Source organism: Bradyrhizobium lablabi (assembly GCF_018131005.1).
Taxonomy (GTDB): domain Bacteria; phylum Pseudomonadota; class Alphaproteobacteria; order Rhizobiales; family Xanthobacteraceae; genus Bradyrhizobium; species Bradyrhizobium lablabi_D.
The window spans coordinates 208687-229274 of record NZ_JAFCJK010000009.1; the positions used below are offsets into that span (position 1 = coordinate 208687).

Below are 20588 nucleotides of genomic sequence, written 5' to 3' on the forward strand. Positions count from 1 at the left end.
GCACATTCAGCCTTCACCCCCGACGCGCGATGAGATGAGGATTCGTCATCGGCCTCCGGCAGGCCGCTTGCTCCCTGAGACCGGCACGTTGTTCGGAACGATCTTGTTTTGATTGGACCCGTTCACGGCAAGACCCCATCTTCGATGAGATTTTGCTCGTCGAGTCCTACGCCGACGTGGCGTTCGCCTCGATCCACTTGGCGATGTTGGTTGCGGCGTCGCCGTAGAACGTCCGATAAAGGTCTTCGGTGACGTAGCCGATGTGAGGCGTCGCGAGAACGTTCTCCAGCTTCCGGAACGGGTGGTCGGGAGGCAACGGCTCGACGTCGAATACGTCGATTGCGGCACCGGCGATCCGGCGTGCCTGCAGCGCGGCGATCAGAGCTGCCTCATCGACGATCGGACCACGCGATGAGTTGACGAGTCTCGCCGTCGGCTTCATCAGTCCGAGTTCGGGCGCGCCGACCAGCCCCCTGGTGCGCTTGCTCAGCACGAGATGGATTGTCACGATGTCGGCCTCGCGAAACAGCGTTTGCTTGCCGACGAGCGTTGCGCCTGCGGCGCCTGCTCTCTCCTCGGTCAGGTTCTCGCTCCACGCGATCACCTTCATGCCGAAGGCAAGACCGATGCGCGCGACTTCGCTTCCGATATTGCCGAGGCCCAGCACGCCCAGGGTCGTGCCCCGCAGGTTGGCGCCGAGCCCTGTTTGCCACCCGCCCGCCCTGAGCGAAGCTGCTTCGCGGTCGATGCCCCGCATGCTCGCCATGATCAACAACCAGGCGAATTCGATGGTGGGAGTGGCATCATAGCCGGTCGAAGTGACCTCGATGCCGAGATCGGCTGCGATCCTGGCGTCGATCGAGGCGTTTCGCGGTCCCGTCGAGGCGATGAGCTTGAGGTTCGGCAGTTGGCGCAAGATCTCCCCTGGAAGCGGTGTGCGCTCGCGCATGACGCACACAACGTCGAATGGCAGCAGCCGCTCGACGACCGCCGAGGGATCGGCGACGTGGTCGTTGAAAACGACGATCTCGGCTTGCTGCCGGACGGCCGACCAATCAGCGAGCCGGAGCGCCACATTCTGGTAGTCGTCGAGGATCGCAACCTTCATCGGCATTCTCCCTCATGTAACCTGATGCTCCGCAGCGAAGAACTCGGCCAGGGCCGCTGCCACTGCCTTTGGATCGTTCTCCATCGGAATGTGACCGGCCGACTTGATGCGGACGAGTCTCGTTTCCGGAATCTCGCGCGCGTAGCGTTCGGCATAGTCGATCGTCTGGAATCCGTCGTCCTCTCCCCAAAGCAGAAGCTTTGGCGTCGTGGATTCGAGCAGCGCCGGCAGCATCTCCATGGTGTAGCGGTGGTCTGCGGCGCCCGCGAGCGCCAGCCATGAGCGGGCAACCCTTGGGTCCTTCCATGGATCGAGATATTCATTGATCTCGGCTTCGCTGGCGGGACGCCCGAGCGACTTTACGACCGACACGCGGCGCGCGGCAACAACATCGTCTCGCGTCGTAGCAGCGGCCACCGCCGGATCCCGGAAGCGGGCAACGCCGGGGACGGGCCAGGAATCGTACATGACGCCGTTCACGACGGCCACGCGCGGCACTTCCACCTCCTTTGCGAGCATCAGATGCTGCGCCACGCCTCCGCCGATATCGTGGCCGGCGACCATGACGGGACCCTTCTGGCCGAGCGCTTTCAGGAAATGCAGCAGCCAGCCCGACAGACGCGGGACCGACGCCTCGGCCACGGCGAGTTCGCCTCCGGAGCGGCCGAAGCCGGGAAAATCGACCGCCACCGGACGAAGGCCGGCGGCGGCTATTCCCTCGAGCACGGGCTGCCAGACTCGACTCCAATAGGTGCCATGCAGCAACAGCAGCAAGGGACCGCCCTCTCCGGCAGTGAGATAGCTGACCGGGATGCCGCCCACCTCGATTGTCTCGCGCCTTGCTCTTGACATCGCTCTGCTCCTTGTCCTGCGTTTGTCGAATGCAACCGGCGGAGCCTGGAAGGTCGCGGCGGCGCCGCGTTGGACGTGCGGACTAGGCGCTATTCCGCCGGGGAATGAAGGCTTGGCCGCGCTCGTCCTGCGGTGAGCGCGGCCGGCGGCCTCCCGTGTTTGGGGCTATTGCTGCGCGCGCACCACATCCTGCCGGAGCAGATAGAGCGATACGGCCGCTTCGCGCCGAGCTCAGGCCGCCCTCGCCAGCTGCGCGAGGGCGGCCCGGTGGAGTCCGGTCAGGCGGCAGGCCGGAGCTTGCCGGGCGCGGTCCATTCAGCGCCCTTCATGAAGGAATCGTTCGGCGTGTCCGCGAGATGGTTGGTGTAGTTGGAGATGAGCTTGGTCGCGGCGATCACCAGCACGTCGAGCACCGACTGATTGTCGTAGCCGGCCGCCTTGAAGGCTGCGACGTCGGCCTCGCTCACAAAACCGCGCTGGCGGGTGATCTTGGCGGCAAATTCGCGCAACGCCTCCAGCTTCGCATCGGCAATCGGACGACCCTCGCGGACCGCCGCGATTGTCGCGTTGTCAACCTTCGCCATGCGCGAAAGGTTGGTATGGCCGGCCATGCAATAGGTGCACTCGTTCTCGTAGATGATGGCGAGATAGGCGATGTTGCGCTCCTGCGGCGTGAAACTGGTCTTCTCGGCGATGTCCCAGAGAGCGTTGTAGGCCTCGAGCGCCGCCGGGCTCTCGGCGAGAACGCGATGCAGATTGGGCACAAAGCCCCAGGCCTTCTGGACGCCGTTGAGCATCTCGGCGGAGGCAGCCGGCGCGCTGGCGGTTTCGTGAAGCTTGAATCCGTTGATCATTTCTGTTCTCCGTTTTGAGCATCGAACGATGCATCGCCACCATCATCCATTCCCGGATGCCGCAGCAGACCCGACGTAGTGATATCGCTCATTCCGTTTGGGAATGAATGTCCCGGAAGGGCTATTGCAGACGCGAGCCTCGCGCTGTTCTTGTTTGAAGGCGAATTAAACGTTGTGAGAAGTTGTTAAGACGTGGGCGGCTGCACCGGGGAAGCGCGACCAGTTGAATGGCTGTCCGCTTGGGGATGATTGGGCAAGCAGTGCGATGTGCGCCTACAGGCTCGGCGCAGCACAGACATTGAGACGCCGCTGCCAAATATTCACGCGAGAAATAGGAGTTATTACGAGGAGCGGCTGCCGCAATCGTTCCTTGCACGCAGTTGCCGATTCACTTCGCTTGTCTTGCCTTTGGCAGCGGGCCGAAACCGCACGGACGGGCCCGTGCTCTTCATCCCCGGCCCTGGAAGATGCAGCGTAGCAGCATCTCCAGATGGGGCGCGGCAATGACGGCAAGGCTCGCTATCGCACTGCCCGTCATCGCATAAACAAATAATGCAGTTCTTGCGACTCCGCTCACCGACTGAATTGCCTCGAAGGCCACGGCCTTCGCGTAAGTCATGCGGTTCGAGCCTGCATTGGCGATCAGGGCCGGCGTCGCGATCGGGTGTGGACAGGTGGTCATCGCTCTCTCTCCTTCGCCGGGCAACCGCTCGGATGGCTGGAGAGATGGCCCAATTCTCGCCCCGCATGGCAGATAGGGCGGAGCGATATGGCTCATTCCTGCGGAGAATAGGATGGATCGACTGGCTTCAATGGAGACATTCGTGCGGGTCGTCGAAACCGGCTCGTTCTCCGGGGCGGCCCGGCAACTTCGGGTAGGGCAACCGGCAGTCTCGAAGTCGGTCGCGCAGCTGGAGGAGTATCTCGGCGTCAAGCTGCTGACCCGCTCGACGCGCGGCCTCACCCCGACGGAGGCCGGGCTCGGCTATCTCGAGCGGGCCCGGCGGGCCCTCGAGGAAGCGGCCGAGGCCGAACGCGCCGCGCGCGGAGCAGGCGCCGGGTTGAAAGGCAGATTGCGCGTCTGCGCCGCCGTCACCTTCGCGCGCATCCATCTCATTCCGCTGTTGCCGGGATTTCTGGCGCTTCATCCCGAGCTCGACCTGGAAGTGCTGCTGGACGACCGTCACATCGACCTCGTCCAGGAGGGGATCGACGTGGCGCTTCGGATGGGAAAGATGACGGACTCGGCGCTGACCGCTCGCCGCATCGCAAGGTGCAAGCGCCTCGTGCTCGGCACACCCGCTTATTTCGAGCGTGCCGGCATGCCTTCAACTCCAAGCGAGCTCAGCAAGCATCAGGCCGTCGTCTATCTCCAGGGAGAGGGCAGCATCTGGTCGTTTCGACGCGAAAGCACCGAATTGGCCGTCACCGTTCAAAGCCGGTTGCGGGTGACCGCCGCGGAGGGCGTGAGAGCCGCTGTTCTCGCCGACGTCGGCCTCACCATCGCATCGGAGTGGATGTTCAGCCCCGAGCTTCGATCCGGCGCCGTCCGTGCCGTGCTTCTGGAATGGGATCTTCCTGCGCTCGACCTGTGGGCCGTGCTTCCCACCGGACGCGCCGCGACCGCCAAGGCACGGGCGTTCGTGGATTTCTTCGAGCGTGCGTTCAACGCGTGATCGCGCAGGCCTCCGCTTGGCGGCAGGCGGCGCCGGCGGCGGAAAGACGAACGAGCATGTTTTCGATCCGGCGCAGCATTCAAGGTTTCGGGGCGATCAGTAGGGTGTCACTCAACGGAGTTGCTCATCCCGAGCCTCCTTCCAAGGAGTGTCGCAATGTCCCGCACCTCGTTCCTGAAGCACTCGATCCGCATCGCCGCAGCCGCTTTCCTGTTTGCCGGCCTGCTGTCGCCGGCACATGCGGCCAACCAACAGGACGCCGCGAGCGTCTACCCAGTTCTACCGGTCAGCGCATCGGCTCACGACAGCGTCAACGAGACCGGGTCGACCGTGGCACATAACCGCGCGCTGAAGCTGACCTCGCGCCGCCCCTGGCTTGCTCCGGTCGGCCACCGCCAACCGCGCCGGGCCGAGATCTCCCAATCCGAGACGCTCTCGACATGGGAGGAGCAGCAGAAGCAGCTCGACGCGCAGCTGGACCGCAAGCTGGTCATCTGCCGCGGGTGCTGATCTCCCGCGGGGCCCTTATTCCTGACGGGAATAAGGGCTAGTCCGCCGGCCCGGCTACCCCGCACGGCCGTCTCCTCTAGTTTCCTGCGTGTGAACTTCAACGAATCGGACGGCGTCGCCGTCCTCCGCGCAAACGCTAATTGGAGACCCGTTATGTCGCTTCAAGCCAAGCTCGATGCTTTCAAGGCCGATTTCGAAGCCGGAAAGCCGCCCTACAGTGTTCCCCGCAGCGTCATCGAGACGATGCACCGCGCCACTGCTGAACTGATCCAGTCCGGGGCCGCCCGGCGCGCAAGGAAGGCCGGCGACATCGCCCCTCCCTTCTCGCTGAAGGACCCGGAAGGCAATGCGGTCTCTTCGGCGAATCTGCTGAGGCGCGGCCCGCTGGTGCTCAGCTTCTACCGCGGCGTCTGGTGTCCGTATTGCAATATGGAGTTGCAGGCGCTCGAAGCAGCAAAGCCGGAATTCGACAAATACGGCGCTTCGCTGGTCGCGATCTCGCCGCAGACCGCGCCGAACAGCCGGAAGTCGGTCCGTCAGAACAAGCTGTCCTTCCCGATCCTGTCGGACGTGAAAGGCCAGGTTGGCGACGCGTTCGGGCTCCGCTTCCACCTCCAGGATTATCTGGTCGAGCTCTACAAGCAGTTGAAGAACGATCTGCCGACCTTCAACGACGATCCGAGTTGGACGCTGCCGATGCCGGCCCGCTACGTGATCGGTCAGGATGGCGTGATCCTCTATTCCGAAGTCAATCCCGACTACACCCGCCGGCCCGAACCTGAAGACATGATCCCGGTCCTTCAGCGGGCAACCGCCGTCAAGGCGTAACGGCGCATGAGGCGGCCGGTGGGGCGCGATCCTTTCGCGACCACCGGCCGCTGTCCTCCCATCCGATCCAAGGAAACGACAATGTCCAAACTGTTCACGCCGGCGCAGCTCGGCCTCTATCAACTGTCCCATCGCGTCGTCATGGCGCCGCTGACGCGCATGCGCTCCGACCCCGGCGATATTCCGAGCGAACTGATGGTCGAATATTACACCCAGCGCGCCTCCGAGGGCGGACTGATCATCTCCGAAGCTACCCCGGTCTCGATCCGCGGCAACGGCTATGCCGGGGCGCCAGGCATCTACGCGGATACGCAGATCGCCGGATGGCGGCGCGTCACCGACGCGATCCACGCCAAGGGCGGCCGCATCTTCCAGCAATTGTGGCATGTCGGCCGGCAGTCGCATGTCGACTTGCAGCCGAACGGCGAAGCACCGGTCGCGCCTTCCGCGATCGCCGCCGAGGGCTACGCCTACACCAGGCGCGGCGAGGCTCCGTTCTCGCTGCCGCGCGCCCTCGAGCGGCATGAAATCCCCGGCATCATCGAGGAGTTCCGGGCCGGCGCCGAGCGCGCGTTGCGTGCGGGTTTCGATGGCGTCGAGATTCACGGCGCCAACGGCTACCTGCCCGATCAATTCCTGCAGGACGGGACCAACAAGCGCATCGACGATTACGGCGGCCCGATCGAGAATCGCGCCCGCTTCCTGCTCGAGGTCACCGAGGCGGCGATCTCGGCCTGGGGCGCGGATCGTGTCGGCATGCGGATCTCGCCGAGCGGCAAATATGGATCCATGTCGGACAGCAATCCGCCGGCAACCTTCGGCTATGTCGCAAAAGAGCTCGATCGCCTGGGCATCGCCTACCTCCATGTCGTCGAGCCGCGCATCAAGGGCACCGAGGAGATCTCGGATGGCCAGGCGCCGCTGGCCGCCCAGCATCTGCGGACGAAATTCTCGCGGACCCTGATCGCTGCCGGCGGCTTCGCGCCGGATTCGGCGGAAGCCATCGTCGCGGCCGGCGACGCCGACCTCGTCGCCTTCGGCCGTCACTTCATCGCCAATCCGGACCTGCCCGAGCGGCTGCGGCGCGGCCTCAAGCTCAACCGCTACGACCGCTCGACCTTCTATGGCGGCGATGCGCGCGGCTACACCGATTATCCGACGGCCCGCGTCGCATCGGTAGCCTGACGGATGTGCACGACCGCCCTGGCTGGTGTTGAACTCCCTTAAAACAGAGGGCGCCGTCCACGGGACGGCGCCCTCGCGTTTGAGGAGATTTGATGCATTAGCGCTTCTAGGACACCGCCTGCTGCGCGCGGCCGATCGGCGCGGCCTCCGTGTGGTGATGGTGATGAGCGCCGAGATTGGCGGTCAGCCATGCATAGGCCGGCCCGATGGCGTTCATGAGAAGCGTGGCGCCCAGCGCAACCAGCAGGTTGCCGGGCGCGGGCCCAAAGCCTCCGAAGAAGGTTGCGAAGTACGACGCGAAGCCAAAGAACATTCCAGGCACGAAGCTGAGCGCCGGTATCCGTCCAAGCGACATCATCGCACCGTTGAGGCTGAACAGGATGATGCACTGTGCCAGGACGAACGAGCTTCCCTCGAAATACTGCGAGGCGAGCTTGAAGCAGGCGACGATCAGGCACGCGACGATCGCGCCGATCGGCATCGTCACCCAGATCTTCCTCAGCGTATCGGGCTTGGGACCGCCCGCAGCGAAGGTGCCGGCCCAGGAAATGAAGATTGCCCACGGCGGAAGATGAGCCGGCGTAAAAAGCGTGGTCACTGCAAGCAGCGAAGCGACAATTTCGGCGGGTGGTTTTCTCATGGCGTTTTCCTTTGGCGTTCCTTTGCTGTTGATGTTGTTCAGTGCCGGTCTTGTGCCGGCTTGAGGGTCAGGTCAGGCGTGGGCATGGGCGTGCTCGGCCTTGGCATGACCGCAGGCACGACAGATCTTGCTCTCGTATTTGGTGACGACGGTGATCCGGCCGCGCTTGAATACCCAGGAGCGCGGCGGCAGATCGAGCAGGCAATCGGCGACCGCATATGTGTCGAGGATCATCAGATCCGCCTGCTTGCCGACGGCGAGCCCATATCGCCCGGCGATGCCGACGGCGCGCGCGGCGTTGCTGGTGCTCATCTTGATGATGTCGGCCTGATGCTCGGGCGTGCCGAACTGGATCAGATGGGCGAGAAGGTTGCCGATCTGCAGCGGATCGGCCTTGCCAAACGGCGTGAAGGCGTTGCGGACATTGTTCGACGAGTAGGCGACATTGACACCCGCGGCATGCAGCGCCCGCACCGGCGTCAGGCCGCGCCGCGGATTTGCCTCGTCGCGACGGCCGCCGAGATAGGTGTCGGTTGCGGGCAGTGTCACGATGTGAATGTCCGCCTCGCGGAGCAGCTCGGCGATCGGCTTCAGCGCATCCGGTCTCAGCGAGCCGAGGCTCGTGACGTGACCCAGCGCGACCCGCCCCTGGTAGCCGGTTTCAATGGTCTTGCGCGCGACGTACTCGGTGGTCGCAAAACGGCGGTCCTGGGTGTCGTCGGCGAAGTCGACGTGCATATCGATGGCGAGGCCGTGTTTCTGCGCGAGATCGAACACCCTGTCGATGTGGCCGCGTGTATCCTCCCAGCTGACCTCGTTGTACGGACAACCACCGACGACATCGGCGCCGAGATCGATCGCATTCTCCATGAGATCCTGCACGCCGGCGGTCTTCAGCCAGCCCTCCTGCGGGAAAGCGACGATCTGCAGCTCCAGCAGGTCGCGATACTCTTCCCTGAGCTGAAGTGCGGTCTCTACCCCGATCAGACCCTGGATCGGATCGACGTCGGGATGTGCGCGGACCAGCACCGTGCCGTTCCTGACGGCCATGTCGAGGACCTGGCGGGAGCGATCGAGAACGTCCTGCCGCTCCTGCTTCGATTTCAGGATGCCGGTCACGCGAATGGCTTCATCGAGCGTTCCGAAACGTGCCGGCATCCGGCGATGCAGGAAGGCCTTGTCGAGGTGCAGATGCGGCTCGATGAAGCCTGGCAGGGCGACGCGCCCCGCGGCATCGATCTCCTGATCGATCTGCCTCTCGATCTTCTCCTCAATGGCAACGATCCGTCCATCGGTGATTCCGATGTCCATGAGCGGCTGCTCGTCGCTGACCCTTACCCGGCGGATGATGATGTCCATTTTTGTGTTTCCTCCCGATTTTTTTAGAAGCCCAAGGCGACGCCCTCTCCCCGGATATCGGCGCCGCCTTCGAAGAATGGCGACCATGGTCCCCTCAGCCGAATGGCCTGGGCCGTCCCCATACGCGTATGCGGCCAGCCGACCCGCTCGACCGGATGTCCGTAGCGGCGCAGTCCGTCGAACACCGCATCCGGTGCACTGCCTTCGAGCAGGAGCTGGTTGGATGCATCTCCCCAGGAGCGGCCATAGAGCAGACGGGGCGCGTCGAGCGCCGATTGGACATCGAGGTCGAAATCGACAACCCTGGTGACCAGCGCGGTCTGAGCCTGTGGCTGAACCTCTCCGCCCTGGCTGCCATAGACGAGATAGGGCCGGCCATCCTTGCAGAGCATGCCGGACATCAGCGTGGACGCCGATTGCTTTCCGGGCTTCAGGAAGTTCGGATGCTGCGGATCGAGCGAGAAGAAGCTGCCGCGATTCTGCAGCATCACGCCCGATGCCGGATCGAGCACGCAGGCACCGAAGTCGAAATACAGGCTCTGCACCATGCCGACTGCGTTGCCTTCGTCGTCGGCGACACAGATGAAAGTCGTGTCGCTGCCGGAACGAGGGCTCACCGTTTCGCGCCCGATCTCCTTCAGCCACGCCGCTCGTTCGACCGAGGCGAGACGCGGATCGAGCAGCTCCGGAACGGGGACCTGATGAAACAACGGGTCGGCGAGATGGCGGTCGCGCTTCTCGAAAGCCCATTTGGTCGCCTGGATCAGCGCGCTGTAGAATTCCGGCGATGTCGGCCCGAGCTTGCCAAGATCCAACTCTTCGAGAAAATTGAGGATCAACAGACCGGCGATCCCTTGCGAGGGCGGCGGCAACTGGAACGCATCGAACCCGCGGTAGCGCGTCGTGATGGGATTGACCCATCGCGCGCGATATTCCTCGAAATCTTCCGCGGTCAGGGCGCCGCCGATCTGGTCGAGATAGGCAGCGATGCTGCGGCCGGTCACGTCATAGAAGGAGCGCAGGCCGCGCGAGGCCATGCGCTCGAGCGTTGCGGCAAGCGCGCTCTGGGTCAGGCGCGCGCCCGGCAAATACGGCCTTCCGCCATCGAGGAACACCTGCGCGGCACCGGGGTCGGAGGCCAGCTCGTGACGATCGTCGTGGATCCATGTCGCGAGGTCGTTGCTGACCGGTGTTCCCCGGCGCGCATACTCGATGGCCGGCTGCAGCAGCTCCGCGATCGGCAGCCGGCCGAAGCGCTCATGCGCAAGACGCCAGCTATCGACTGCTCCGGGTACGGTGATGGCGGCGCGAGGACCGCGATGGGGAATGCGATTTTCCGCAGCATAGCTGTTGGCATCAACGCTGCGACCGCACGGTCCGCTGCCGTTCAGCGCCTGCACGTTGCCTGAGCGGGCATCGTAGATCAGCCAGAAGGCGTCGCCGCCGATGCCGATCATGTGGGGCAGCACCACGCCGAGCGTCGAGGCCGCGCAGATCGCGGCGTCAACAGCGCTGCCGCCCCGCTTGAGCACGTCGAGCGCGGCACCCGACCCCAGATAATGGGCCGTGGCGACCATGCCCCGTTCCGATCGACACACCGCCCGCGAGGGTCTCATGGCAAAGCTCCAACCGATCGACGACCGATGGGAGCCTAGGAGGATTCGAATTGGCGGAAAATCAGTGGTGTCCTAGCGCGATCTAGGAATATTCCTAGGCAGCTATGGCCTTCGCGAGCGAAACGGAGCGCGCCGATGCTATGGCCGCGGATCAAGCTGATGGCGCAACGCGTAGCGCACCAGGTCGGCGGTGGTTTCGGCCTGCATCTTGTTCAGGAGGTTCGTCTTGTGAGTGCTGGCCGTCTTGATGCTCAGGCCAAGTTGGCGCGCGATGTCGGACATTTTCCGACCAAGCACCAGGAGATCGAACACTTCGCGTTCGCGCGGCGTCAGTCGCGTATGGGGCAATGGTTCGCTCGGCGCGCGCGCCTGGCGAATCAGGCTTTGCGATGCTGCCGAGCTGATGAACAACTCTCCCTTGACGACCTTGCGGATCGCGAGGATGAGCTGGTCGAACGCGCTGTTCTTGGTGACATAGCCGGCAGCGCCAGCCTTCAGCGCCTCGACGATATACTGGTCCTCCTCGTGCATGCTCAGCACGATCACGCGCCATTTTTCGTTTGCGGCGAGCTCGCGCAACAGCGAGATTCCGCTGCGACCGGGCATGGTGAGATCCAAGAGCACGATGTCGCAGGATGACGAAGCGAGCTGCGCCAAAAGCTCGTCCCCGTTGGTCGCCTCGCCGGCGATCTTGAAATCGGCCTCTTCCGCAAGCATCTGCTTCAGTCCTTCGCGGAAGATCGTGTGGTCGTCGGCGATAAAGATCCGGATCATGGCGAGGGCGCCGTTGCAGGCTTGTCGATCGACAGCGGCAGTCTCACGGAGATGCGAGTCCCGCGCCCGGGCGCACTGTCGATCTCCATCGATCCGCCGAGCATGTGGGCGCGTTCGCTCATGCCGATGAGTCCGAGCCGCTCCCGTTTGGATGGCGTAACATCCATGCCACGCCCGTCGTCGCTGATATCGAGCTGCAATTCGTTGGCGGAATGGCGCGCCACAATCCGCGCCGATGTTGCGCCGCTGTGCCGCACGATATTCGTCAGGGCCTCCTGCACGATACGAAACGCGGCGGTGCTGACGTCCTTGGAATACGCGACGTCGGTCCGGTCCAGCGAAAGCTCGATCGCGAGCGGGCTCCGTTCGGACAGATTCTGCGTCAGCCATTGGATGGCCGACACCAGCCCCAGCTCATCGAGGATCATCGGGCGCAGATCAGCGGCGATGCGCTGCAGGTCGGCCACCGAATGGTCAACGATCTGCACCAGCCGGTCGACACGTGTTCGCAATAGCGTCGGCTCGGAAGGAAGACGTTCCTTGAGCCAGCCCAGCTCCATTTTCAACGCCGTCAGCGTCTGGCCGAGCTCATCGTGAAGCTCGCGGGAAATGCGGGCACGTTCGGCCTCGCGAACCGATTGCAGATAGTTCGACAATTCCCGCAGCTGAGTTCGGGATTTGATCAACTCGCTCTCGGCCGCCTTCCGCTCCGAAATATCGCGGGAGATGCCGACCGTGCCGACGATGCGACCGGCCTGGTCGCGAATCGGCGACTTGATCGTCTCGAACCAGCGAGGGGTACCGGACGGATCGGGCCGCGTCTCTTCGTAACGGCGCCTCCGGCCGCTCTTGAGCACCGCGCGATCCGTTCGCAGGTAGACCTCGGCGATCTCCGCGGGCCAGATCTCGTCGGGCCGCTTGCCGAGCACCAGTCTCTCCGGCATGCCCAGAATCTCGAGATAGGCGGTGTTGACCGCGAGGTACCGGCAGTCGCGGTCCTTCAACCACGCCATGTCAGGAATATTGTCGAGCAGCGCACGCTGCTGCTGCTGGGTGTCCTGGCTCGTCATCGTCCCCTAATACCACGATGCTTTCAGTGGGGGACATCATCCTGCAAGTTCTGCAGGCTGCGCCGATCCGAGGACGCAGTCCAGGATGCGTCGCAGCAAACGGTGAAATGCAGACCTGGCGGTGGAGCGGCGCCGGGCCCTGCGCGACGGCGACTTTGATGCTTGCAGGCGAGAAGGCCGCTCACTTCCCCAGGGCGTCGCGAAAGGTGCCCGGGGTAAGATTGGAAAAATTGATCTGGCTCTTGGTCAACGTCGTCTGGAACTTGTTCTTGTCGCCGTCGTCCGTCATCAAATTGAATTTGGATGTTGCGGAAGAGTGCGCCAGCCCCACCGAGTGTCCGAATTCATGGGCGAGGACGCTCATGTCGGGCGTTGTGATCTGGCTGATGTAGATGACGTCAGCCGTCAACCCCGCGAGCTCCTTCGTGGGATCGGGGAGGCCGATTGCCCAGATGAAAACGACGTGGCGATCCGCCGGGCCAATTTGCAGCGTGGCCTTTTCCTTCATCGTCGGCGCGATCGCTTGCAGCAAACCGAATGGAGGTTCATCTCCGAGGTCGATCGTGATCGGCAGCCGCTGGCCGCCGAACGGCCTGAAGGTGATGTTGGCTTGCGACTCCCAGATCTTTTGCGCGGTGGCCGCGAACTGCTCCGGCGTTCCCGCTTGCTGAAAATCATGCTTGCCGTCGGTCAGGATGGTGAACCCGAGCGAGAAGCGCTTTTGTTCCAGCACGGCGATTTCGAGTGTCGCCTCGACCTGATTGGTCGCGTTGTTGATCGCCTGCAGCACTGCTCCGCCAAATCCTCGTCCATGGAGCAACACTTCCCGGACCATCAGCGCACCCGACTGGATTTCCTCCATCGCGACAATGTGCGCGACATCGGCGTTCCCGTTCACGCCCGCCAGCTTGAACCGAAGCGTGGGCGTTCCGCCCGCAAAGCCCGGATCGAGAATGCGCAACGAGCGCTTGCCGCCGACCGGGACCATCTGGAACGACAGCCCCGGCGTTTTGTCTCTCCGCGGATCGGAATCGAAACCATTTCCGTCGAACACAGGGCCGAGCGGCGTAAATCGGGCTCCCGTGAGGCCTTGGACCCCCTGGCGCAGCCTGGGCGACGACGCCGGGACGAACTTCGCGCCCCGCCGCTCGACCGGAGCCGGCTTGAGCTTGATGAGTTCGGCGTCCATGGCCGCAATCGTCATCTTGCCCACGATGTTGTCGGGCTTCGTCTGATAGGTGAAGTTGATGATCTTGCGCTTGGTCTTGTAGGCAAGAACGGCAGACGCCGTGCTCTGGCCGTAACGCACGCCCGTCAGCTCCACGGGTTCGATCGAGGCGCCGTCGAGGAGCCGCAATGCCACTTGAATCCGCCCGACATGTTCGCCCGAGTCGTTAGGCGTGACGTGCGCTGAATCCTGCGTCAAGCAGCGCTCCAGCCGCTGGTTGCCTTTGAACAACTCGGACTGAAGGGCCATTGCAAGTCTCCACTGGCATCAAGACATGCGGAAGGCAGGATCGAAAAGCGAAAGCGTGCAGATGTACCAAAATGGTAGCGTGGGAACCGGGGTGCCGCAATCTGGGCAGGGACGATCAGCGGCCATGTGCCGTTGAGCTGCTCATCCGGTCATGAAAGCGCAGACCACGTCTGCAACGGATCGCATGAGTTGTCAGAGGTGGGAATCCAACCGGAAAGCGTATGGATGGAAAGTCGGTTCGGTGTTCGACGCTACCCGGAATCCTGCCAATGTGAGAGCCGCTTGTGGCTCGTCACTGCATTCAGCAGAGCTTCATGTGACGTGAAATCGGGAATCGAACCGCTGGCACAGGTGGGCGGAAGTCATGGTGCCCAGGGGCGGGATCGAACCACCGACACTGCGATTTTCAGTCGCATGCTCTACCAACTGAGCTACCTGGGCATGCTGCGGGGCCCAAGAAGGCCGAAGCGAGCGGGCGGTTTATAGAGAGGTCAGGCGGCCGTGTCCACCCGGCTTTGCGGTTGGCTTTGCCGGGCGTGACGCGACTTCGACACAACGATCAACATATTGAAAGACAATGACTATTCGATGCAAATACCGAAGCGGTTACGCCGATTGCGAGATTGTCCGTTATGTCCATGAATTGCGGCGCGGCTGCCTGCCTCAGTTTTCCATCTTGATCTTGGCATCGCGGATCACCGGACCCCATTTGTCGGTCTCGGCGCGCAGGAAGCTCGCCAGCTCCTGCGGCGTCGAGCCTTTGGGGTTTGCGCCGAGCTCCTCGAAGCGGGCCTTGACCGGCGGATAGACCAGGGCCGCGTTGGTGTCGGCATTGATTCTGGCGACCACGTCGGGCGGCGTCCTGGCGGGGACGAAGAAGGCGAACCACGAAAACACGTCGAAGCCGGGCACGCCGGCCTCATCGAGCGTCGGGATATCAGGCACCACGGCGACGCGCTGCCTGGTCGTCACCGCGAGCGCGCGCACATGGCCGCTCTTCGCGTGCTGCAAGATCGAGGGCATGTTGTCGAAGATGACGTCGACGCGGCCCGGTATCAGGTCGTTGATGGCGGGCGCACCGCCGCGATAGGGGATGTGGGTCATCTCCACCTTGGCGAGCCGCTTGAACAGCTCGCCGCTCAGATGCAGCGTGGTGCCGTTGCCCGACGAGGCATAGGTGACCTTGCCGCGGTTGTCGTTGCAGAAGGCGATGAACTCCTTGACCGACCTGGCAGGCGAGGAGTTCGGCACGCACATCAGGTTCGGCTGCGTGATCAGCGTCGTCACCGGCGCAAAATCCTTCACCGGATCGTAGCTGAGCGAAGCATAGAGGAACGGGTTGGTGGCCATGCCCGGGCCGACGATGAAGATGGTGTAGCCGTCCGGATCGGAATGGGCGACCATATCGGCCGCGATATTGCCGCCGGCACCCGGCTTGTTCTCCACCACGACCGATTGGCCCCAGACCTCCTGCAGGCGGTTGCCGACGAGGCGCGCCGTGATGTCGGTCGAGCCGCCCGGGGTGAACGGCACCACCACCTTGACCGGCTTGACCGGCCAGTCCCCCGCTCTCGCGCGCGGGATCAGGAGCAACGGGGCTGCGATGGCGGCAAGGCGGATGACGTGACGGCGGCTCGGCATGGGCGCTGTCCCTCCAGACGTGATCGCCCGATTGCCTCAGGTCGTGCTGTTGGCGCGGAGTGTGGCGAGAGGTGCGACGGAAATCAATGCGGACCGACGCGCGCGGCGTGCACCCTATTCGACGTCGTCCACCTCGTCCTCCCGGCCGGGGATGAGATAGCGGCCAGAGAGCCAGCGGTTGAGATCGACGTCCCGGCAGCGCGGGGAACAGAACGGGCGGAAAGCCTGCTCGGCGGGCTTACCGCAGATCGGGCAGGCCTTCGTCTTGGCAGCGGGTTTGTGAGCCGGGTCATCCATGGCTGATGCGGCCTATACGAAGTGGACGCTCAAGCGCCCAATGCCTGCAAGGTTGCTCGGCACTGACCGAGCGACGGCGGCGCACGCCCTCACGCCCCGACCGTGTTGAGCCAGCCGTAGCGGATCGGAAAGCCCTCACCGCCAAGCAGCGTCATGGTCTCGTACAATGGCAGGCCGACCACGTTGGTGTAGGAGCCGACCATCTTGACCACGAAGGATCCGGCAATGCCCTGCACCGCGTAGCCGCCGGCCTTGCCGCGCCATTCGCCGGAGCCGATATAGGCCTGGATGTCGTCCTCGCTAAGGCGCTTGAAACGGACGCGCGTCTCGACCAGGCGCTGGCGGAACGCCTCGCGCGGCGTCACCACGCAGATTGCGGTGTAGACGCGATGGTTGCGACCTGACAACAGCCGCAGGCATTGCGCGGCCTCATCGACCAGATTGGCCTTGGGCAGGATACGGCGGCCGACCGCGACCACGGTGTCGGCGGCGATGATGAAGGAGCCGCGCAGGTCATCGTCGAGATGCACCGATTTCAGCGCCACGTCGGCCTTCGCCCGCGCCAGGCGGTTGGCACAGGCGCGCGGCAGCTCTCCCCGCCGCGGGGTCTCGTCGACCTCGGCCGGCCGCAGCGCGTCGGGCTCGATACCGGCCTGGTTGAGCAGCGCAAGCCGCCGCGGCGAACCGGAAGCAAGAACGAATTTGGGGCGGCCTAGCATGCGGGCTTTTGGGCTGGGAATCGGGGGGATGGACGCGCGCGGAACGTATCGGATGGGGCTCGGTTTCACAACCGGGGAACCGGCTGCGAATCATGTCGCTGGTCGAGGCAAGCCCCGATAAGCACAGCAGTTTGTCAGTCTGGCGACACGGCCAGAGGCAGGTCGGCCGGAAGTGCGCAAACTCTGCGCCTCTCCCCGGAATATGCGGCAGCTATCCGCTCGCAGCCGCGACCTTGGCAAAGCGGCGGCGGATGCGGAGCAGGAGGGCGTCGCAGACCTCCCGGTAGGCGGCGAGCTTCTGCTCGCGATTGCCGCTGGCGCCGGTCGGATCATGCGTCGGCCAGTACTCGACATCGGCGGCGAGCGTGCGGGTGAGATCGAGCGCCTTGTGGTGTGCCTCGGGCGAGAGGGTGATGATGAGATCGAAGTTCAGCCCCTCCCAGTCCTCGAGCTCCTCGAAGGTGGTCGGCTTGTGAGTCGAGATGTCCTGGCCGAGTTCGGCCATCACGGCGACCGCGAACGGATCGAGCTCGCCCTTCTTGACGCCGGCCGAGCGTACATAGAGGCCCTGCGGAAACATCTGCTGCAGCATGCTTTGGGCCATCGGCGACCGCACGCTGTTGAAGCCGCATGCGAACAGCACGGCCTGCGGATCGCGCGCGCGCAGCGGCGCCACCATGCGATCAGGCTTTTTTCGAAGGGGCTGTCACCCCATCGCGAACAATCCTGACCATCATGCGCCCTCACCCTTCCAGTGCAGCACGGTGATCAGCGTGAACAGCCGCCGTGCGGTCTCGAAGTCGATGCGCACCTTGCCCTTGAGGCGTTCCTGCAGCGTGCGCGAGCCCTCGTCGTGGATGCCGCGCCGGCCCATGTCGATCGCCTCGATCTTGTCGGGAGTAGCCGTGCGGATCGCCTGGTAATAGCTGTCGCAGATCATGAAGTAGTCCTTCACGACGCGGCGGAACGGTGTCAGCGACAACAGATGCGCGACCACAGGGGCGCCGTCCTCCTGGCGGATATCGAACATCAGCCGGTTGCCGGTAATGGCAATGTGCAGCGTATAGGGGCCCGCCGTCGCGCCTTCGGGTGCGAACAAATTCTCCTCGATCAGATCGTAGATCGCGATGGCGCGCTCATGTTCGATGTCGGGCCCGGAACGGCCGATCGATTCCTCGTCGAGCGTCACCGCGACGATGCGATTGTTGGAATCCGCGTCGGCAGGCTGCTTGGTCATGAGAGGTTGAGGCGCATTCCGACGGAGCGTGAGTGGGCATCGAGACCCTCGGCCCGGCCGAGCGTCATCGCGGCAGGCCCGAGCGCACGCAACTGATCCGGCCCGCACTTCAGGATCGAGGTTCGCTTCATGAAGTCAAGCACCCCGAGGCCGGAGGAGAACCGCGCCGAGCGCGCAGTCGGGAGCACGTGGTTGGAGCCGCCGACATAGTCGCCGATCGCTTCCGGCGTATGGGCGCCCAGGAAGATAGCACCGGCATTGCGGACCTTTCTCGACAGGCCTTCGGCATCCGCGGTCATGATCTCCAGATGCTCGGCGGCGATCGCATTCGCGAGCTCGACGGCGTCGTCGAGCCGCTCGACCATGATGACCGCGCCAAAATCCTTCCACGAGGCGCGGGCGATTTCGGCGCGCGGCAAGGTGGCAAGCTGGGCCTCGACCGCGAGCTCGACGTCGGCGGCAAGCCGCGCCGAATCCGTGATCAGGATCGACTGCGCGCTGACGTCGTGCTCGGCCTGCGCGAGGAGATCGGCGGCGATCCAGTCGGCGTTGCCGGTGTCGTCGGCAATCACCAGCACTTCGGAGGGACCCGCAATCATGTCGATGCCGACCTTGCCGAACACCAGCCGCTTGGCGGCAGCGACATAGGCGTTGCCGGGGCCGACGATTTTTGCAACCGGCGCGATCGTCGCGGTGCCATAGGCGAGCGCGGCCACCGCCTGCGCGCCGCCGACGCGATAGATCTCGGAGACGCCGCCGAGATGCGCAGCCGCCAGCACCAGAGGATTGAGCCTGCCGTCCGGCGCCGGCACCACCATCACCATGCGCGGCACGCCCGCGACCTTGGCCGGCACCGCATTCATCAACACCGAGGACGGATAGGCCGCTGTGCCGCCCGGCACGTAGAGTCCGACCGCATCGACCGCGCTCCAGCGCCAGCCGAGTTCGACGCCGGCGGCATCGGTGAAGCGTTCATCCTTCGGCATCTGGCGCCGGTGGAAGGATTCGATCCGGTCGCGCGCGAACGTCAGGGCATCCACGGTCCTTTCGTCGCAGGCCTTCACCGCGGCCTCGATCTCGGCCGGGGTTACGCGCAGGCCCGAGGCATCGATGTCGAGCCGGTCGAACTTGCGCGTCGCCTCGATCAGCGCCGCATCGCCCCGGGCCGCCACGTCATCGACGATGGCGCGGGTGGCGCGCTCGACATCCGCCGACGCCTCGCGCTTGGCAGCCAGGAAGTCGCGGAATCGCTGGTCGAAATCGGCGCTCTGTCGGTCCAGGCGAACGGGCATGACGGCTTTCTTACGGGGGTCAAGGGGTCAGGGTCCCCTGCTCAATGGCGCGGCGGCCAATGGCCGTCAACCCTTGCCGGTCCGTAAGACGGGCAAAGACGCCCTTCGCACCGTGCCCACCTTATCTTGGGACGTCGCGGGCATGCTTTGCTTTGCCCTCCCGACCAATTGTGCCTATTCCGGCGCGGTACCGAGGTCGTCGGTCCCGAGATCGGTCAGCTCGCATTCCAGGCACTCGACATCCAGCCGCAGCGCCGCGCCATGGCCGAACATCAGGAGCGCGCAACCGCTGGGCGGATCGGAGGCATAGAACTCGATCCCGAGCAGTTCCAGTGTTGCTTCGGGCGCCTCCAGGTCGATGTTGCGCGACTTGCATGCCAGCACTCGGTCGAAGCGAAGCGCGGCGATCAACCTTCGCGAACAGGTCCCGCCCGACAGGGTCTGCTCCCAGTCCAACCTGAACATACCGATCACCAGTCGCTTCTCGTCCTGCCGCCAGACGATGTCCGAGGCCTGGACGCGGGCGTCCTGCACATGGGCGGAGATGACCGCGAGATCATCCGCATCGAGAGCGATCAGTTTCAGCGGGGCGGGCGGCGACATGGCGACACTTATAACGCCTCGGCGTGCCGGAGGTAGCCGCATGCGGGAAGAAATTCCGCGATCCGCCGTTGCGGTGGGCGGAACCGGGACCGGACGCCGATGACGTCAGAGACGATTGATATCTGCGCTCTCGAGCACCGGCCTCCGATGGCCGTCACGCGCCACCTTGAGCATGGCGCGGCCGAGTTGCTCCGACGTCGTCATGTAGTCCGGCGCGACGCGCACAAGAAGGGAGAGCAGTGGCGCGGTTACGACATAGATCGACTGCACCCAGGCAGTCTTGGAGCGCACGCCATGCAACGGCTGGATGCCGGCGGGCCGGAACATGTAGGCAGCCTTGAACGGCAGCTTGAGCAGATCGTTTTCGGTCTTGCCCTTGACGCGCGCCCACATCAGCGAGCCGCGCTCCGTTGAATCGGTGCCGCGGCCGGTGACATAGGTGAAGACCATGCCGGGATTGAGCCGCGCCAGCGTCGTCGCGGCGGCCATCGTGATGTCGTAGGTAAGATGGCGGTAGCGCGCCTCGTCCATACCGATTGACGATACCCCGAGGCAGAAGAAGCAGGCATCGTAACCGGAGAGCTGCGACTCGATCGCGCTGTAATCCACGAAATTGTCGTGGATGAGCTCGACCAGCCTGGAATCGCGCTGGCCGGTCGGGCTGCGCCCGACCGCGAGCACGCGCTCGATGCCCGTGTCGCGCAGGCATTCGCGCAGCACGCCCTGTCCCACCATGCCGGTCGCACCGAACAGGATGACCTTCATGGACCTCTCCAGTCTCGCGGGGTCACTCAGACAACGTCACGAACCGATCGCCGCAGATCGCGGTCAACTGGCCCCGCAAGGACGG

Annotated in this window: 22 protein-coding genes and 1 tRNA gene; 4 read left to right on the forward strand and 19 right to left on the reverse strand. The window is 64.2% G+C overall.

Annotated elements, in window-relative coordinates; all coding sequences use genetic code 11:
- Nucleotides 1-166 precede the first annotated feature (166 nt).
- From JQ553_RS26070 to JQ553_RS26085, 4 genes are all read right to left on the reverse strand, one after another.
- Nucleotides 167-1108 carry a D-2-hydroxyacid dehydrogenase family protein gene (locus JQ553_RS26070; RefSeq protein ID WP_312015201.1) on the reverse strand — a complete coding sequence of 314 codons (942 nt, stop codon included), beginning with the start codon at nt 1106-1108 and terminating at the stop codon, nt 167-169.
- Between the two features lie 12 nt (nt 1109-1120).
- Complete coding sequence (locus JQ553_RS26075) at nt 1121-1960, reverse strand: alpha/beta fold hydrolase (protein ID WP_212502889.1); 840 nt, start codon at nt 1958-1960, stop codon at nt 1121-1123.
- Nucleotides 1961-2238: 278 nt separating this feature from the next.
- Nucleotides 2239-2814, reverse strand: a complete 576-nt coding sequence (locus JQ553_RS26080; RefSeq protein WP_212502890.1) for a carboxymuconolactone decarboxylase family protein — start codon at nt 2812-2814, stop codon at nt 2239-2241.
- Between the two features lie 448 nt (nt 2815-3262).
- Nucleotides 3263-3496, reverse strand: coding sequence for a hypothetical protein (locus tag JQ553_RS26085; protein WP_212502891.1), 234 nt, complete (start codon nt 3494-3496; stop codon nt 3263-3265).
- A 112-nt stretch (nt 3497-3608) separates the two neighbouring features.
- Between JQ553_RS26085 and JQ553_RS26090 the strand changes: the two genes are divergently transcribed.
- The 4 genes from JQ553_RS26090 (at nt 3609) to JQ553_RS26105 (ending at nt 7013) form a co-directional block, all read left to right on the forward strand.
- Nucleotides 3609-4490 (forward strand): LysR family transcriptional regulator, encoded by an 882-nt coding sequence (locus tag JQ553_RS26090; protein WP_212502892.1) that lies wholly within the window; start codon nt 3609-3611, stop codon nt 4488-4490.
- 156 nt (nt 4491-4646) lie between these two features.
- On the forward strand, nt 4647-5000 hold the full coding sequence (locus tag JQ553_RS26095; protein ID WP_212502893.1) for a hypothetical protein: 354 nt from the start codon (nt 4647-4649) through the stop codon (nt 4998-5000).
- 153 nt (nt 5001-5153) lie between these two features.
- Complete coding sequence (locus tag JQ553_RS26100) at nt 5154-5828, forward strand: peroxiredoxin-like family protein (protein WP_212502894.1); 675 nt, start codon at nt 5154-5156, stop codon at nt 5826-5828.
- A gap of 81 nt (nt 5829-5909) precedes the next feature.
- Entirely contained in the window at nt 5910-7013 is a 1104-nt protein-coding gene (locus tag JQ553_RS26105) for an alkene reductase (protein ID WP_212502895.1), read from the forward strand.
- 106 nt (nt 7014-7119) lie between these two features.
- On the opposite strand, the gene JQ553_RS26110 is transcribed toward JQ553_RS26105, so the two are convergent.
- The 15 genes from JQ553_RS26110 to JQ553_RS26180 all read right to left on the reverse strand — a co-directional run bounded on the left by JQ553_RS26110 (nt 7120) and on the right by JQ553_RS26180 (nt 20503).
- Nucleotides 7120-7653 carry a DUF1097 domain-containing protein gene (locus tag JQ553_RS26110; protein WP_212502896.1) on the reverse strand — a complete coding sequence of 178 codons (534 nt, stop codon included), beginning with the start codon at nt 7651-7653 and terminating at the stop codon, nt 7120-7122.
- A 72-nt stretch (nt 7654-7725) separates the two neighbouring features.
- Nucleotides 7726-9012 carry an amidohydrolase family protein gene (locus JQ553_RS26115; RefSeq protein WP_212502897.1) on the reverse strand — a complete coding sequence of 429 codons (1287 nt, stop codon included), beginning with the start codon at nt 9010-9012 and terminating at the stop codon, nt 7726-7728.
- 23 nt (nt 9013-9035) lie between these two features.
- A complete protein-coding gene (ggt, locus tag JQ553_RS26120; RefSeq protein ID WP_249144587.1) occupies nt 9036-10589 on the reverse strand; it encodes a gamma-glutamyltransferase in 1554 nt (517 codons plus the stop codon).
- Between the two features lie 177 nt (nt 10590-10766).
- Entirely contained in the window at nt 10767-11402 is a 636-nt protein-coding gene (locus JQ553_RS26125) for a response regulator transcription factor (RefSeq protein WP_212502899.1), read from the reverse strand.
- Nucleotides 11399-12472, reverse strand: a complete 1074-nt coding sequence (locus tag JQ553_RS26130) for a PAS domain-containing protein (RefSeq protein ID WP_212502900.1) — start codon at nt 12470-12472, stop codon at nt 11399-11401. Before JQ553_RS26130 ends, JQ553_RS26125 begins: the two co-directional genes overlap by 4 nt.
- A 181-nt stretch (nt 12473-12653) precedes the next feature.
- Complete coding sequence (locus tag JQ553_RS26135) at nt 12654-13949, reverse strand: hypothetical protein (RefSeq protein WP_212502901.1); 1296 nt, start codon at nt 13947-13949, stop codon at nt 12654-12656.
- Between the two features lie 365 nt (nt 13950-14314).
- Nucleotides 14315-14390 (reverse strand) — tRNA-Phe (locus JQ553_RS26140).
- A 222-nt stretch (nt 14391-14612) separates the two neighbouring features.
- Nucleotides 14613-15590 carry a tripartite tricarboxylate transporter substrate binding protein gene (locus JQ553_RS26145; RefSeq protein ID WP_212502902.1) on the reverse strand — a complete coding sequence of 326 codons (978 nt, stop codon included), beginning with the start codon at nt 15588-15590 and terminating at the stop codon, nt 14613-14615.
- A 114-nt stretch (nt 15591-15704) separates the two neighbouring features.
- Nucleotides 15705-15887 carry a DNA gyrase inhibitor YacG gene (gene yacG / locus JQ553_RS26150; RefSeq protein ID WP_212502903.1) on the reverse strand — a complete coding sequence of 61 codons (183 nt, stop codon included), beginning with the start codon at nt 15885-15887 and terminating at the stop codon, nt 15705-15707.
- 89 nt (nt 15888-15976) lie between these two features.
- Nucleotides 15977-16606 carry a Maf-like protein gene (locus JQ553_RS26155; RefSeq protein ID WP_212502904.1) on the reverse strand — a complete coding sequence of 210 codons (630 nt, stop codon included), beginning with the start codon at nt 16604-16606 and terminating at the stop codon, nt 15977-15979.
- A gap of 211 nt (nt 16607-16817) precedes the next feature.
- Entirely contained in the window at nt 16818-17285 is a 468-nt protein-coding gene (locus JQ553_RS26160; RefSeq protein WP_212502905.1) for a low molecular weight phosphatase family protein, read from the reverse strand.
- A gap of 54 nt (nt 17286-17339) precedes the next feature.
- Nucleotides 17340-17843 (reverse strand): UPF0262 family protein, encoded by a 504-nt coding sequence (locus tag JQ553_RS26165; protein ID WP_212502906.1) that lies wholly within the window; start codon nt 17841-17843, stop codon nt 17340-17342.
- Entirely contained in the window at nt 17840-19135 is a 1296-nt protein-coding gene (gene hisD / locus JQ553_RS26170) for a histidinol dehydrogenase (RefSeq protein ID WP_212502907.1), read from the reverse strand. Before hisD ends, JQ553_RS26165 begins: the two co-directional genes overlap by 4 nt.
- Before the next feature lie 174 nt (nt 19136-19309).
- Entirely contained in the window at nt 19310-19738 is a 429-nt protein-coding gene (locus tag JQ553_RS26175; protein WP_212502908.1) for a DUF2948 family protein, read from the reverse strand.
- A 105-nt stretch (nt 19739-19843) separates the two neighbouring features.
- Nucleotides 19844-20503, reverse strand: a complete 660-nt coding sequence (locus tag JQ553_RS26180) for an epimerase (RefSeq protein WP_212502909.1) — start codon at nt 20501-20503, stop codon at nt 19844-19846.
- Nucleotides 20504-20588: the final 85 nt, after the last annotated feature.

What these genes read in the sequence shown, in the direction of transcription:
- JQ553_RS26155 (WP_212502904.1), bottom strand. Translation starts at nt 16,606, where the DNA reads ATGCTAGGCCGCCCCAAATTCGTTCTTGCTTCCGGTTCGCCGCGGCGG.
- JQ553_RS26160 (WP_212502905.1), bottom strand. Translation starts at nt 17,285, where the DNA reads ATGGTGGCGCCGCTGCGCGCGCGCGATCCGCAGGCCGTGCTGTTCGCA.
- hisD (WP_212502907.1), bottom strand. Translation starts at nt 19,135, where the DNA reads ATGCCCGTTCGCCTGGACCGACAGAGCGCCGATTTCGACCAGCGATTC.
- JQ553_RS26105 (WP_212502895.1), top strand. Translation starts at nt 5,910, where the DNA reads ATGTCCAAACTGTTCACGCCGGCGCAGCTCGGCCTCTATCAACTGTCC.
- JQ553_RS26070 (WP_312015201.1), bottom strand. Translation starts at nt 1,108, where the DNA reads ATGAAGGTTGCGATCCTCGACGACTACCAGAATGTGGCGCTCCGGCTC.
- JQ553_RS26175 (WP_212502908.1), bottom strand. Translation starts at nt 19,738, where the DNA reads ATGTCGCCGCCCGCCCCGCTGAAACTGATCGCTCTCGATGCGGATGAT.
- JQ553_RS26075 (WP_212502889.1), bottom strand. Translation starts at nt 1,960, where the DNA reads ATGTCAAGAGCAAGGCGCGAGACAATCGAGGTGGGCGGCATCCCGGTC.
- JQ553_RS26125 (WP_212502899.1), bottom strand. Translation starts at nt 11,402, where the DNA reads ATGATCCGGATCTTTATCGCCGACGACCACACGATCTTCCGCGAAGGA.
- JQ553_RS26145 (WP_212502902.1), bottom strand. Translation starts at nt 15,590, where the DNA reads ATGCCGAGCCGCCGTCACGTCATCCGCCTTGCCGCCATCGCAGCCCCG.
- yacG (WP_212502903.1), bottom strand. Translation starts at nt 15,887, where the DNA reads ATGGATGACCCGGCTCACAAACCCGCTGCCAAGACGAAGGCCTGCCCG.
- JQ553_RS26115 (WP_212502897.1), bottom strand. Translation starts at nt 9,012, where the DNA reads ATGGACATCATCATCCGCCGGGTAAGGGTCAGCGACGAGCAGCCGCTC.
- JQ553_RS26130 (WP_212502900.1), bottom strand. Translation starts at nt 12,472, where the DNA reads ATGACGAGCCAGGACACCCAGCAGCAGCAGCGTGCGCTGCTCGACAAT.
- JQ553_RS26100 (WP_212502894.1), top strand. Translation starts at nt 5,154, where the DNA reads ATGTCGCTTCAAGCCAAGCTCGATGCTTTCAAGGCCGATTTCGAAGCC.
- JQ553_RS26090 (WP_212502892.1), top strand. Translation starts at nt 3,609, where the DNA reads ATGGATCGACTGGCTTCAATGGAGACATTCGTGCGGGTCGTCGAAACC.
- JQ553_RS26095 (WP_212502893.1), top strand. Translation starts at nt 4,647, where the DNA reads ATGTCCCGCACCTCGTTCCTGAAGCACTCGATCCGCATCGCCGCAGCC.
- JQ553_RS26135 (WP_212502901.1), bottom strand. Translation starts at nt 13,949, where the DNA reads ATGGCCCTTCAGTCCGAGTTGTTCAAAGGCAACCAGCGGCTGGAGCGC.
- JQ553_RS26180 (WP_212502909.1), bottom strand. Translation starts at nt 20,503, where the DNA reads ATGAAGGTCATCCTGTTCGGTGCGACCGGCATGGTGGGACAGGGCGTG.
- ggt (WP_249144587.1), bottom strand. Translation starts at nt 10,589, where the DNA reads ATGGTCGCCACGGCCCATTATCTGGGGTCGGGTGCCGCGCTCGACGTG.
- JQ553_RS26085 (WP_212502891.1), bottom strand. Translation starts at nt 3,496, where the DNA reads ATGACCACCTGTCCACACCCGATCGCGACGCCGGCCCTGATCGCCAAT.
- JQ553_RS26080 (WP_212502890.1), bottom strand. Translation starts at nt 2,814, where the DNA reads ATGATCAACGGATTCAAGCTTCACGAAACCGCCAGCGCGCCGGCTGCC.
- JQ553_RS26165 (WP_212502906.1), bottom strand. Translation starts at nt 17,843, where the DNA reads ATGACCAAGCAGCCTGCCGACGCGGATTCCAACAATCGCATCGTCGCG.
- JQ553_RS26110 (WP_212502896.1), bottom strand. Translation starts at nt 7,653, where the DNA reads ATGAGAAAACCACCCGCCGAAATTGTCGCTTCGCTGCTTGCAGTGACC.